Origin of the sequence: Xanthomonas sp. NCPPB 3005 (genome assembly GCF_041228095.2) — a bacterium.
GTDB classification, from domain to species: Bacteria; Pseudomonadota; Gammaproteobacteria; order Xanthomonadales; family Xanthomonadaceae; genus Xanthomonas_A; species Xanthomonas_A bonasiae.
In genome coordinates, this window is the sequence record NZ_CP166096.2 from 4,511,925 (window position 1) to 4,524,897 (window position 12,973).

Here is a 12,973-nt window from a genome sequence, read left to right on the forward strand (position 1 = left end):
TGGGAGCGACTTCAGTCGCGACGAGCGACGCCGCGGACCTGACGGCGCCGGACCGGGTCGGGGGCCGACGCCCCTCCCCCAGTACACCCAGCCCGCCATCCGCAAGCCCCCTGTGGGAGCGACCTCAGTCGCGACGAGCGACGCCGCGGGCCTGACGGCGCCGGGCCGCATCGGGGCCGAAGCCCCTCCTGCGGTGCGCCCAGCCCGCCAAACGCGAGCGCCCTACGTGCCCCCGCTTACTCGCCCACGTACGGCGAGGCCAGCACCTGCGGGCGGCGGCCAAGGCCGGCGCCGAGCCGGTCGAGCACGAAGCGCACGTAGAGGTTGGTGCTGAACTGGTTGTAGTCGCGGGCGTTGTTGAAGATCAGCCGCCCGCCCAGGAACAGCTGCGGAGCCAGCTGCCACTCGGCGGCGCCGGCGACGTTGTAGGACACGCCGGTCTTGCTCTGCCCGGCGTAGACCGGCGCGGTGTAGGTGTCCACCAGGCCCAGCAGCGCGGCCAGCGATGCGGCGTCGTAGGCGTCCTGCTGCATCTGCGCGCTGGTCGGGAAGTAGTTGCTGTCGTCGCTGCGGAAATGCTGCACGCCGACGCTGGCGTCCACGCTCCAGTTGACCTTGCGCCCGGCCGAACGCCCGCTCCAGTGCACCGGGAAGCCGAGGTCGACATAGTCCTGCGGGCTGAAGTAGCCGCCCTGGCCGTAGGTGTAGCCGCTCAGGTTCTTGTCGTACTGCATCGCGGTCAGGTTGAGGCCGGCGGTCAGCGACTGGTTCTCGGTCTCCAGCGCGTGCACGTACACGCCCAGGTCCACCTGGCGGTGGTCGTTGTCGGCGACGTTGTGGCCGACCAGGCGATCGGCGGTCAGGTTGGCGTAGCCGCCGAGCAGGCCGTTGTCGAGCGTGGCCGACAGGCGCACGCCGTTGCTGGTCACGCCGCCCCAGCTGAGCCCGGCGCGGCCGTCGTCGACACCGGCGAAGGACAGCAGGCTGTCGCTGACCGCGCGCCGGAACGCCTGGCCCGAATAGGTCAGGTTTTCGCCGATCTGGCCGCGGTAGCCGACGCCGCCGACGATGCGCTGCTCGGGGAAGCCCACCGGCGTGCTGCCGAGATCGGCCGCGAAGCCGCCGCGCTTGTACTTCACCGACACGCCGACGCCGCTGGCGTCCTGGTCCATGCGCCGCGAGGCCGAGCCGTTGGCGGCCATCGTGTACAGCGCCTGGCTGAAGCCGGCCGGGGTCAGGCTGGCCGCGGTGGTGTTGGCCGCCAGCGCCTGGAAGCGGGCGATGTCGGCGGCGCTGAGATCGGCGCTGCGCGAGGCATCGCCGAGGATCGCGCTGGCCAGGGTGCTGATCGACACGTCCGCGGCGATGTTGCCGAGCAGGAACGCCGACAGCGGCTCGGCATACAGCGCCTGCAGCGCCGCGGCCTCGCGCTGCGCGTTGGTCAAGGTGGCGTCGGTGTCGTTGTACAGCTCGTTGTACAGGCCGGTATTCACCGCATAGGTGCGCAACGCGTTGCGGGTGGCGTTGGTGTCGCCCTCGGTGAGCAGCAACTGGTACAGGTCGCTGCCGACCAGGTCGTCGATCGGGGTGCGGTCGGCGGCCAGCGCATCGCCCATCGCCGCGCTCGGGCCGGCGCCGAACCGGCTGGCGGTGGAATAGGCGGTGTCGAGCGTGCCGGCATCGAGCAGGGTCGGGGTGACATCGACGCTGAGCTTGCCCTCGCCGACCGCGAATTCGCCGTGCAGCGGCACTTCCAGATCGTTCAACTTGCCCAGCCCGGCCTCGCCGTCGCGGGCGCGGTAGGTGGCGCCGGCGGCCAGGCTGTCGCTGTTTTCCGACTGCACTTCGCGCAGTTCGTCGAGCACGGTGCCGGTGCGCGCCGGGGTGGCCAGCGCCTGCGCCTGGCGCGCGCTGCCGGTGGTGGCGACACGGTCGTCGGGATAGTAGGACGGGGCCAGGCTGGCCGCGGCCGGCACGCGCTGGCCCGGCACCGGCAGCGCCGCCAGCTGCACGCCGCCGGCAGCGCCGGCGCTGGCCGGCGGCGGCAGGTCGTCGCCGCCGCTGGCATAGGCCGCGCCGGCCGCGGCCGGCATTGACGGGTATTGGCCCGCGCCGGCCGCGGCGGGCATCGCCGGGAGCGCGGCCTGGCCGGCCGCGGCATAGGCCGGCGCCGGATAGCCGCCGCCGAGGCTGTCGGAGACCACCGCCGGGCTGCGCGGCATGCGCCCGCTCATGCCGGCGAACGGGTTCAACGGGCGCCCGGCGCCGGCGAAGGAGGCCGGACCGTTGGCGGCCGGCAGGCCGTTGTCGTGCTGGCCGGCCTCGCGCGCCTGCGCCGCCAGCGCGGCGCGGAAATAGCTTTCGGCCTTGCGGTTCTTGCCGGCGCTGCGGTACACGCGGCCGGCCGCGCTCAGCACCGCGGGCGAATCCGGCGCCTGCGCCAGTGCGCGCTGCAGATAGTCCTCGGCGCTGTCCAGGTCGCGCAGCGCGGCGGCGGTATTGGCCGCGGCGATCAGCGTGTCCAGGTCGTTGGGCGATTGCTGCAGCTGCTGCTGGTACAGCACCAGCGCCTGGCGCTGGTCGCCGGCGGCGGCGTACAGCCGCGCCAGCGCCGCCACCGCCTTCGGATCCTGGTTCTGCTGCGCCAGCAGCGGCGCCAGCGCGTCGTAGGCCGCTTCCAGGTTGCCCAGCTCGCGCAGCGCATCCACCTGGCGCAGCGTGTAGCCGCTGCGCAGCGCCTGGTAGCGGCGCTGCTGCTCGGCGGTCATGTCGGTATCGCGCAACTGGCGCAGCGTGGCCGCCAGTTCGGCGTCCTGCTGCGCGCGCAGCAGCACGCTGGCGTACTGCAGCCGCGCCTCGGTGCTCGGGTTCTGCGCGACCAGGCGCTGCGCCAGGGTCAGCGCGCGCTGGTTGCTGCCGATGTCGGCGTAGGCGCCGGCCATCGATGCCAGCAGCGCCGGCTGTTCCAGCGCGCCGCCGAGCGCGGCCTCGGTGCGCGCCAGCAGCAGCTGCGCCTCGCCGGCGCGGCCCTGCTGTTGCAGCAGCCGCGCCTGCGCAGCCTGCTGCTCGACCCAGGCGGTGTTGCGCAGCGCGCTCATTTCCGCGGTTCGCGCCGCGCTGGGGATGCGTTCCAGGCTGGCGTAGGCGCTGGCCCAGTCGCCGCGTTCCTGCGCCAGCAGCGCATTGGCGTACAGCGCCTCGGGCATGTCGCCGTGCACCGCGAGCAGGCCGTCCATCACGCTGCGCGCCTGGTCCGGGCGCCCGGCCTGCTGGTACAGCCGCGCCAGGTCCAGCCGCACCCACGGATCGCCGGGACGCTCGACCATCGCCGCTTCCAGTTCGCTCTGCGCCGAGACCGTGTCGCCGGCCTCCAGCGCCTGCTTGGCGCGGGCGCGCTGCACGTTGGAGCGCAGCGTGGCTTCGCCGCCGGCCTTCTCGCGCTGCGCCGGGCTGAGCCTGGCGAACAGCGCGCTGGCCTCGTCGGCGCGGCCCTGGCGGCTGTACAGGCCGATCAGGCCCTGCAGCGCGCCGGCATTGTCGGCGCTCAGCGCCAGCGCCTGGCGATAGCTGCGTTCGGCCGCGGCCGCATCGCTGGCCGATTGCAGATCGCCGAGCAACACGTAGCCGGTCGCTTCGTTGGGCTGCAATTTGAGCGACTGCTGGGTCAGGCGCAGCGCCTCGTCGCTGTCGCCGCGGCCGCGCGCGGCCTGCGCCTGTTGCAGTTGCAGCCAGTAGCGCGCGCTGTCCAGCGCCGAACGCCACTTGCCGTTGCCGGCCGCGGCCGGACGCAGCAGTTCCTGCGCTTCGCCGAAGCGCTGCTGGCGCAGGCGCACCGAGCCCAGGCCGCCGAGCGCGTCGGCATCGCGCGGACGCGCGCGCAGCACCTGGGTGAAGCGCTGCTCGGCCACGGCCAGGTTGCCGGCGTTGAGCGCCTTGAACGCCTCGCCGAGTTGTTCGCCGGCCGGATCGCCGGCCTGCGCGGCACGCTGTTCGCCCAGCTTGGTGGCCTTGGCGGCGACCTCGGCATCGTTCGGATTGGCCGCCAGGAACGCCTGGTACAGCGGCGCATCGGCGTTGCCGGCATTGAGCCACAGCAGCGCCTGGCGCCAGGCGGCGCGCGCCGGGCCGCCGACGTCGGGACGCTTGCTCATCGCGCTGAGCTGGGCGATGCCTTCGCGCCGCGACGGTTCGCGGTAGGTCAGCACCTGCGCCAGCGCCAGCGCCGCGGCGCCGTTGTTGGGCTGCGCGGCGACCAGCCGGCGCAGGCCGTCGCGGGCGCCGTCCCAGCCCTGCGGGGTGCCGGCCAGGGCCTGGTAGTACTCCAGCGCCAGGTGGTCCGGCGGCGCCTTGCCGTCGAACAGCGCCTGGTACTCGCGCACCGCTTCCACGTAGCGGCCGGCCGAGGCGGCGCGGCGCGCGTTGCGCAGGTTGACGCTGTCGCCGCTGCCGCCGATCGCCTGGCTCAGCCGCTGCGTCTGCGGCGCCTGCGGATGGGTCTTCTGCAACTGTTGCAGGCGCTTGCGCGCCTCGCCCTGGCGGCCTTGCGCCAGGTCGATCTGGGCCAGGCCGAGCAGCGCATCGGGCTGGTTCGGGTCGACCCGCAGCAGCTTGCGCCAGGTGTCGGCGGCGAGATCGTCGCGGCCCTGGTCGTGCCAGTAGTTGCCCTGGCTGACCAGTTGCTGGGTGGCGTTGCCGGCCTGCGCGTGCGCGTTGCCGGCGAGCAGGCACAGGTCGATCATGCCGGCCAGATAGAGGGGCTTGAGTTTCATGCGGAACATTGGGTTCTCCAGGCGGGCTGCAGCAGGCCGTCTGCGGAAAAGCGATAGCGGTTATCGAGCCAGCCGCGCCCGAACAGGACCAGCACCCGATCGTAATAGGGAAGTTTCGCCGCGGCGGCGTCGCCGGGCGCGGGAATCTGTTGCGCCTGCGCCTTCAGCAGCAGCGGTTGGCGCAGCGCGCTGAGGTACGGCAGCAGCGCGGCGGCGAAGCCGGGCGGCGCGGTGCCGCTGCCGACGCCCAGCCGCGTGTCCACCTTCTCGCTGAAATGGCCCTGCGCCTGCAATTGCTGCAGCGGACCGGACAGGTCCTCGAGCAGCGCCTTGCGCAGCGGCTCGCCGGCATCGAGCATGCCGGCCCACAGGTACACGCGGACCGCGTCGTAGCTGCCCAGCGCACCCTTGTCCGGATCGACCGCGAACGCGCGGCCGTCCCAGCCGATCCAGTCCGGGGCGAAGCCGACCGGCGCGCTGTCGCGCAGCAGGCGTGCGCTGCGCTGCGCCAGCCCGGCCCACGGTCCTTTCGGATCGGCGGCGGCGAAACGGCGCAGCAGCTGGATCGGCAGGTAGCTGGGATTGAGCGTCCAGCGCGGCGGCTTGGCGAAGCCCTTCACCGCCGGCAGCAGCATGCCGCCGAACCCGGGCAAGTCGGCCAGTTCCTGGCGTCGCACCAGCGCCAGCGTCTGCATGCCGGCCTGGGTGTAGCCGGGCCGCTTCCACAGCCGCCCGGCCTCCAGCAGCGCGTAGGCGATCCACAGGTCGGCGTCGCTGGCGGTGTTGTCGTCGAGCACGCGCCAGCTGCCGTCGTCGGCGCGGCCCCACAGCCAGGCCGGCAGCACCTGTTGCGGGCGGCCGCCGCTGAGGTTGTGCCGGGTCCAGCCGAGCACCCGGTCGAACAGCACCTGGTCGTTGGCGACCAGCGCGAAGAACAGCGCGTAGGACTGGCCTTCGGAGGTGCTGCGCTGATCGGCATTGCTGAAATCGATCACCCGCCCGCTGTCGTCGATATGCTTGGCGACGAAGCCGGTCCACTCGCGCCACGGCGCGCAGGCGGCCGCGGCGGCGGTGGCCGGCAGCGACGGCAGCAGCGCCGCCGCGCCCGCGGCGAGCGCGCCGCCGAGCACGCGGCGGCGCTGTCGCGCGTGCGGAGTCATTGCCCTTCCCGCAACCGTTGCGCCGAATGCCGGCGCAGCACCACGCGCGCGGCCAGCGCCAGCAGCAGGCTCAGCAGCACCACCGCCAGGCCGAGCAGCAGCGGATGCTGCGAAAAGTACCAGCGCGCCCAGGTCGGCAGCGGCAGGTGGCCGACGTAATAGGCCTGGTTGCCGGCCAGGCTGCGGATCTTGCCCTGCTGCAGCAGCACCACGCTGCCCTGGAAATCCTTCAGCGTGGCCGGCTCGAACCAGGCGTCGAACAGCTGGCCGACGCTGGCCGGATCCTCGGCCAGCAGCGCGACCACGCTGCGCCCGGGCTTGAGCGGCGACTCGAAGCCCATCAGCACCACGTCGCCCGGGGCCGGCTTCACCGCCACTTCGGCGGTGGTCGGCAGGTCGGTGCGGCGCGCGTCGAAGGACAGGAAGCCGGGCAGCTTGTCCATCACCCAGTCGGTCATCGAGAAGCGCCGGCCGGTGGCGCCGTCGCCGATCGGCAGGTGCTCGCTCCAGCGCTGGAACAGCGGCTGCGAGCGCGAGGAGCCGAACACCAGCAGGTCGCTGTCGGCGTGCTGGTCCACTTCGCCGGCATGGATCAGGGTGGCGCGCAACGCCGGATAGCCGGTGGAGGCGCCGAGCTTGCCGAGCAGGGTCAGCAGGTTGGACACGTCCTGGTCGCTGGCTTCGTCCGGCACCACGATGGTGGATTCGGACAGGTCGGCCAGGCGCGTGAACGGATAGCCGGCATTGCCGAACGCGGCCAGATTCGGCATCGCCATGTAGTGGTGGAACGAACTCAGGTCCACGCTCGAATCGGGGTCGATCGCGCCGGACACGTCGGGGAAGGTGTTCTTGCATTCGCCGGCCTGCGGGCGGTCGAAGAAGAAGTGGAAGCGCAGCTGGCTGTTGGCCGAGAACGGGCCGGTCGGCAGCAGCAGTTTCTGCTCCACCGGCATCGCGCCCTTGGCCTTGAGGTCGTGCCACCACTGCAGCGGCAGCGATTCGGCGTACGGGCGCCCGCTCAGCGGCAGCGTGGTGACGAAGGCATCGTTGATGCTGACGTTGAGCGCGGACTTGTTGCGCACGTCCGGCACCGTGTAGCGGTAGCGCAGATTGACCGGGATGCCGTCGCGCTGCCACACGAACAGGTCCGGCGGCAGCTGCAGGCCGACCCGGATCAGGTCCGGGTGGTAGCCAGTGACATTGAGCTGCGAGGTCTGCGCGACCAGGTCGGCGAAGCGCACCGGGCCGTCGCTGGAAATCCAGTTCGGCGCGTCGTAGGGCTTGCGCGGCTGCGCCTGCTTGAGTTCGCCGATCCTGGCCACGGCGCCGTTGAACGGCGTGCCCAGCGCCAGCGCGGTGGCCGCCTGCTGCAGGTCGTTGTCGTTGCGGCCGAGCACCAGCAGCAGCTTGCCGGCCGGATCGCGCGGATTGGTGACCACCGCCAGGGTCGGGCCGGCGATCTCGCCCAGGCCGTTCTCGGCGGTCGCCAGTTCGGCCGGCAGCGTGTTCGGGGTGGCGAACAGCACCGCGTTGCCGGTCGCCGGCACGTCGCCGATGGAGACGTTGAACACCGCGCCGCGGTAACCGGCCTGCGCGCCGAACCACGAGGACACGATGCCGGCGCTGCGCAGCGTGGCCAGGTCCGGCCGCTGCGGGAACACGAACGGCAGTTCCAGCCGGCGCGTGTCGCGCTTGTCGTAGAACGGCACCGGCAGCAGCGCCAGGTCGTTGGCCAGCACCAGCGGCGTGGTGCTCAGCGACAGCCGCGTGGCCGGGTCGATGTTGGCCCACAGGCTGGTGTGGTCGGGATCCTCGCATTCGCGGGTGTAGTGCCCGATCAGCTGCAGGTTGAGCTGGTTGTAGTCGCTGACCAGGCGCGGATCGATCGGCACGTCGGTCTGCTGCAGCTTGCCGGCGTTCTCGCGGGTCACCGGCAGGGTCGCCACGGTGACGCCGTTGACGGTGACCTTCAGGTGCGACAGCTCCGGCAGCAGCGCCGGCGAGTAGCTGTAGCTCAGGTGCAGCGTCGCCGCCTCGACCACTTCGTCGGTGCGCGCGCTGAACGCCACGCCGGCGCTGCCCTGGATGCCGCGCAGGGTGATTTCGTAGTCCATGCCGAGCTGCTTCAGCGTCGCCGACCGCTCCTGCACGCCTAGTGTCGGTGCGGCGGGCGCCGGCGCGGCCGGTTCTGGCACCGTGGCCGTCGCGGCGGCGGCGGCGGGCGGCGCCGGAGTGGCGGGAAGCGTCGGTTCCTGCGCCAGCGCCAGGCCGGACAGGATGGTGAGACAGCACGCGGCCAAGGCAGGTAGGCGCATCGAGGGCAACCGGAAGAAAGAGGAAAGGAAAGACGGGGGAACGCGGCTCACGGCGCGGATTCCTCGCCGGCCGGACGCGAACGGAAGCCGCCGCGCACGCTGTCGCCGACATGCTGGCCCAGGCGCTGGAAGCCGCGCATGCTCGCCGCGAACACCTGGCCCATCGATTTCCAGAAATTGTCGCGGTCGTGACGGCCCCACTGCGACACCCAGATGTCGGCGCGGGCGAAGGTGCAGGCCACCAGCCAGCGCTCCTGCTCGATCGACATGGCGCGGAACTGCACGCTGATGTGTCCGTCGCGGTCGTGGCGCACGATCGCCGGCAGGCGCCGTTCGACATTGCGGTGCGACAGGCCCACGTCGACCAGCGTATCCGGCTCGACCGGCGCCGTCTCGACCAGGTTCAGGGCCATGCCGCCGGTGGAGAAGTTGACCGTGCGGCAGGCCAGTTCCTGGCCATCGGGCAGGTACAGCGTGGCCGGGATGTCCAGCGGCACGCGGTGCGAGCGGCGCACCTGGCGCATTTCGCTGGCGGTGGCGATGGTGGCGCCGAGCAGCAGCACGTTGTAGACGGTCCAGGCCAGGTTGAACCAGATCGTCTGCGCTTCGCCGGTGGCGTCGGTGTAGACCAGGCGCATCGCGCCGGCGGCCAGGCCGGCCAGGTTCAGCACCAGCAGGAACAGGTAGGGCTTGGCGATCTGCCGGTCGAAATAGCTGCGCGTGACCAGGCCGCCCTTGGGGGTGACGTTGAACTTGCCGAGCTTGGGATTGAACAGCGCCACCAGCGTCGGGCGCAGGATGTACCAGGCCAGCGTGGTCTCGTAGACCTCGTTCCACAGCAGATGGCGGAACTTGCCCTGGGTGCGCAGGTTGGTCAGGTTGGCCTGCATGATGTGCGGCAACGCGTAGGCCAGGATCATCAGCGCCGACGCGTGGATCACGTGCGCGCCGAAGAACAGGAAGGCCAGCGGCGCGGTCAGGTAGATGATGCGCGGCAGCCCGTAGAAGAAGTGCAGCATCGCGTTGGCGTAGCACAGCCGCTGCGACAGGCGCAGGCCCTTGCCGAGCAGCGGGTTGTCCAGCCGCGCGATCTGCGCCATGCCGCGCGCCCAGCGGATGCGCTGGGCGACGTGGCCGGACAGGCTCTCGGTGGCCAGGCCGGCGGCCTGCGGCACGGTGATGTAGGCGCTGCGGTAGCCGCGCCGGTGCAGCTTCAGCGCGGTGTGCGCGTCCTCGGTGACGGTTTCCACCGCCACCCCGCCGACTTCCTCCAGCGGCTTGCGCTTGATCACCGCGCACGAGCCGCAGAAGAAGGTCGCGTCCCACTGGTCGTTGCCGTCCTGCAGCAGGCCGTAGAACAGCTCGCCTTCGTTGGGCACCTTGCCGTGGTTGCCGAGGTTGCGCTCGAACGGATCGGCGGAGAAGAAGTAATGCGGCATCTGCACCACCGCGAGCATGCGGTCGCGCAGGAACCAGCCCATCGCCACCTGCAGGAACGAGCGGGTCGGGATGTGGTCGCAGTCGAAGATCGCCACGTACTCGCCGCTGGACTTCTTCAGCGCGGCGTTGATGTTGCCGGCCTTGGCGTGGAAGTTGTTGGTGCGGGTGACGTAGTGGATGCCGGCCTGCACGCAGAACTCGCGGAACTCGTCGCGGCGGCCGTCGTCGAGCAGATAGATGTTGAGCTTGTCCGCCGGCCAGTCCATCACGCTGGCGGCCAGGATGGTGGAGCGCACCACCGACAGCGGCTCGTTGTAGGTGGGAATGAACAGGTCCACCGTCGGCCACTGGCTCTGGTCGGCGGGCAGCGGCACCGGGCGCCGGTTCAGCGGCCACAGCACCTGGAAATAGCCCAGCACCAGGATCGTGAAGGCATATACCTCGGCCAGCAGCAGGCCCAGGCCGAGGCTCAGATCGACCGCGCTGCTCACGCCCATGGTCTGGGTGATGCGCCACCAGATGTAGCGCGAGGACACCGCCAGCGACAGCGCCATCATGATCAGCACGGCGAGCCGGCTGCCGCTGCGGCGCAGCAGCATCGCCGCGGCGAACACCACCAGCGAGAACAGCAGTTGCTGCGGCACGTCCATCGGAATGGCGACCACGAACACCAACAACAAGGCGCCCAGCGCCCACAGCGACCAGGTGGCCAGTGTGTGCATGGGTTGACCGGTACGCGATGCGGACGCAGCGCTCATCAGCGATTCCTAACGAAGGGGGCGAAGCCGGCGCGCGTTTTCCCCTCCGCGCGGCGACAGGACGACGATGCGCGGCAGCAACGGCCGCGCGCGGGTCAGCGGTTCTGGAAACGCTTGAGCGGGCTATCGGGCGACGGCGCGCGCGTGCGGTCGCTGTCGAGCAGGCGCTGGAACAACCGGGTCAGCGGCGTGGCCGTGCTGGCCGGTGCCGGCTCCGGCAACGCGGGCCTGGCCTGCGGCGCGCGTACCGGCTCGGTCGCGACCGGCCGGGCGGCGGGCGGCGCGACCGCCAGCCTGGGCTCGGCCGGCGCACGCACCACCGACAGCGTCGGCGCCGGTGCCGCGGCAGGCGGCAGCGGTGCCGCCGCCGGCGGTTCGGCGGCGGCAGGCTCCGGCGCGCTCAGCCGCGCCCCGGAAAAATCCTGGTACGCGCTGGCGCCCTGGCTGCCGAGCTTGGCGAACAGGCTGGAAATGTCGTCGGCCGCATCGGCGCCCGCATGGTCGGTCTTGTTGGACATCGATCACCCCCTAAGATGATTTTTGTAGCCGGTGGAATCGGATGGCCCGCTCAGGCGACCCGGCACAGCACGAAACGACGGACATCCTCCTCGACGGCCGGCACCGCGCGGATCCCCAGACCCGCCAACATGCCGGCCTGCTCGAACCAGGCGTGGTACACCCCTTCCAGGAATCCATCCGCCCCGGCCGTCTCCCCGGCCAGGGCGATCTGCAACGGCGAGCCGACGTGGGCCAGGTCGACCCGGTCGGCCTGCTCCTCGAAGCGCGCATAGCCCCACTCCATCCCCTCCCAGACCCGGTTGACCCCGGCCTGCACCTCGTCCAGCGTCGCGCAGGCCCCGATCGGATGCTCGCCGGCGAAACGGCGCCCGATCCGCGCCATCAGCAGCGCCAGGTCCTCCGTCGACAGCTCCGCCGCGAACTCCTGGGCCAACGCGCGCAGGAAACCGCGCCACTGCCGCGAACAGGCCTGGGTGCGGAAATGCGTCTGCAGCTCGGGAGAGCTCATCGGTGCTGCCTCTGATGGAAAAATGGCACGGCGAGTGCCTCGCAAGGGTATCCAGCAAGCGCGATGCCAATATGGCGAACATTGCCACTAATGCGACACAGTTCTCACTTTCACCGCCAATGGTAGCCCACTGCTGCGCCACAGCAAAGTCCCTCCCAGCCCAATCTCCCGCCATTTTCGTCGCAACCGTCCCGAGGCAGGCAGGCACACGTCCCACTATGGGTGATCGGCCGCCACGTCAAAGACCTGACGCAGATAGGCCAGATATGCCGGGTCGTCGCACAGGTTCTTGCCCGGCGAGTCGCTGAGCTTGGCCACCGGCTGGCCGTTGCAGCGGACCATCTTGATCACGATCTGCAGCGGGGTCGGCCCCAGGTCGTTGGTGAGGTTGGTGCCGACGCCGAAGGCGAGCATGCAGCGACCGTGGAAATGCGCGTACAGCCGCATCACCTTGTCGATGTCCAGGCCGTCGCTGAACACCAGGACCTTGCCGCGCGGGTCCACCCGGTGCCGCTGCAGATGCGCCAGCACGCGCTCGCCCCACTCGAACGGGTCGCCGGAATCGTGGCGCATGCCGTCGAACAGCTTGCAGAAGTACGCGTCGAAATCGCGCAGGAAGGCGTCCAGCCCGACCACGTCGGACAGGGCGATGCCGAGGTCGCCGCGGTATTCGCGCGCCCACGATTCCAGCGCCGCGGCCTGCGAATCGCGCAGCCGCGGACCCAGCGCCTGGAACGCCTGCAGGTATTCGTGGGCCATCGTGCCCAGCGGGGTCAGCCCGTAGCGATGCGCGAAATTCACGTTGCTGGTGCCGACGAACTGCGCGCCCAGGGTCTGCTGCAGCACCGGCAACAGCTCGCCGTGCCAGGCCCGCGAATAGCGGCGGCGGGTGCCGTAGTCGGCGATCGCGCAGCCGCCGTAGCCGCTGCTGTCGCGCAACAGCGCGATCTTGGCCCGCAGCCGGCGCAGGCCCTCGTCGTGGTGGTCGCCGCCGGTGTTGCGGAACCAGACCTCGTTGACGATCGCCAGCAGCGGCACTTCGAACAGGATGGTGTGCAGCCACGGCCCGCGGATGCTGAGCTCGATCTCGCCCGGCACCGTGGCCGAGGCCTGCAGCTGCAGGTACTTGCGGTCCAGATGGAACAGCCCGAGGAAATCGGCGAAGTCCGGTTTGATGAAGCGCAGGCCGCGCAGGTAGTCCAGCTCCTCGGCGCGAAAGCGCAGCGCGCACAGCGCGTCGATCTCGTCGGAGATCTGCCCGATGAACTGCGCCAGGTCGATGCCCGGCGTGCGGCACTTGAAGCGGTACTCCACCTGCGCGCCGGGATGCTGATGCAGCACCGCCTGCATCATCGTGAACTTGTAGAGGTCGGTGTCGAGCAACGAATCGATGATCATCGCGCAATTATGCGCCCAGCGTGTTGCCGGCTCCCGCCTTTCCCTTCCCTTGCAGGAGCGGCTTCAGCCGCGACGAACGAAGCAGGGAACCCCACCCGCTTCGGAA

General features: G+C 70.9%; 7 protein-coding genes. All 7 read right to left on the reverse strand.

Annotation, left to right across the window (positions count from 1 at the left end):
- Positions 1-236: 236 nt before the first annotated feature.
- The 7 genes from AB8810_RS19560 to pncB all read right to left on the reverse strand — a co-directional run bounded on the left by AB8810_RS19560 (position 237) and on the right by pncB (position 12,867).
- Positions 237-4,778, reverse strand: coding sequence for a cellulose synthase subunit BcsC-related outer membrane protein (locus AB8810_RS19560; protein WP_369914604.1), 4,542 nt, complete (start codon positions 4,776-4,778; stop codon positions 237-239).
- Positions 4,766-5,929 (reverse strand): cellulose synthase complex periplasmic endoglucanase BcsZ, encoded by a 1,164-nt coding sequence (bcsZ, locus tag AB8810_RS19565; RefSeq protein ID WP_179568473.1) that lies wholly within the window; start codon positions 5,927-5,929, stop codon positions 4,766-4,768. The genes AB8810_RS19560 and bcsZ overlap by 13 nt, the downstream gene beginning before the upstream one ends.
- Positions 5,926-8,244, reverse strand: a complete 2,319-nt coding sequence (gene bcsB, locus AB8810_RS19570; protein ID WP_369914605.1) for a cellulose biosynthesis cyclic di-GMP-binding regulatory protein BcsB — start codon at positions 8,242-8,244, stop codon at positions 5,926-5,928. Before bcsB ends, bcsZ begins: the two co-directional genes overlap by 4 nt.
- Before the next feature lie 47 nt (positions 8,245-8,291).
- Complete coding sequence (gene bcsA / locus AB8810_RS19575; protein WP_179568477.1) at positions 8,292-10,442, reverse strand: UDP-forming cellulose synthase catalytic subunit; 2,151 nt, start codon at positions 10,440-10,442, stop codon at positions 8,292-8,294.
- A 95-nt stretch (positions 10,443-10,537) separates the two neighbouring features.
- Positions 10,538-10,960 carry a hypothetical protein gene (locus tag AB8810_RS19580; protein WP_369914606.1) on the reverse strand — a complete coding sequence of 141 codons (423 nt, stop codon included), beginning with the start codon at positions 10,958-10,960 and terminating at the stop codon, positions 10,538-10,540.
- Between the two features lie 50 nt (positions 10,961-11,010).
- Positions 11,011-11,469 carry a cellulose biosynthesis protein BcsD gene (bcsD, locus tag AB8810_RS19585; protein ID WP_179568481.1) on the reverse strand — a complete coding sequence of 153 codons (459 nt, stop codon included), beginning with the start codon at positions 11,467-11,469 and terminating at the stop codon, positions 11,011-11,013.
- A gap of 216 nt (positions 11,470-11,685) precedes the next feature.
- Positions 11,686-12,867 (reverse strand): nicotinate phosphoribosyltransferase, encoded by a 1,182-nt coding sequence (pncB, locus tag AB8810_RS19590; protein WP_369914607.1) that lies wholly within the window; start codon positions 12,865-12,867, stop codon positions 11,686-11,688.
- Positions 12,868-12,973 lie beyond the last annotated feature (106 nt).

Coding starts and splice junctions, on each gene's coding strand:
- pncB (WP_369914607.1), bottom strand. CDS start 12,867: ATGATCATCGATTCGTTGCTCGACACCGACCTCTACAAGTTCACGATG.
- AB8810_RS19580 (WP_369914606.1), bottom strand. CDS start 10,960: ATGTCCAACAAGACCGACCATGCGGGCGCCGATGCGGCCGACGACATT.
- bcsD (WP_179568481.1), bottom strand. CDS start 11,469: ATGAGCTCTCCCGAGCTGCAGACGCATTTCCGCACCCAGGCCTGTTCG.
- AB8810_RS19560 (WP_369914604.1), bottom strand. CDS start 4,778: ATGTTCCGCATGAAACTCAAGCCCCTCTATCTGGCCGGCATGATCGAC.
- bcsA (WP_179568477.1), bottom strand. CDS start 10,442: ATGAGCGCTGCGTCCGCATCGCGTACCGGTCAACCCATGCACACACTG.
- bcsB (WP_369914605.1), bottom strand. CDS start 8,244: ATGCGCCTACCTGCCTTGGCCGCGTGCTGTCTCACCATCCTGTCCGGC.
- bcsZ (WP_179568473.1), bottom strand. CDS start 5,929: ATGACTCCGCACGCGCGACAGCGCCGCCGCGTGCTCGGCGGCGCGCTC.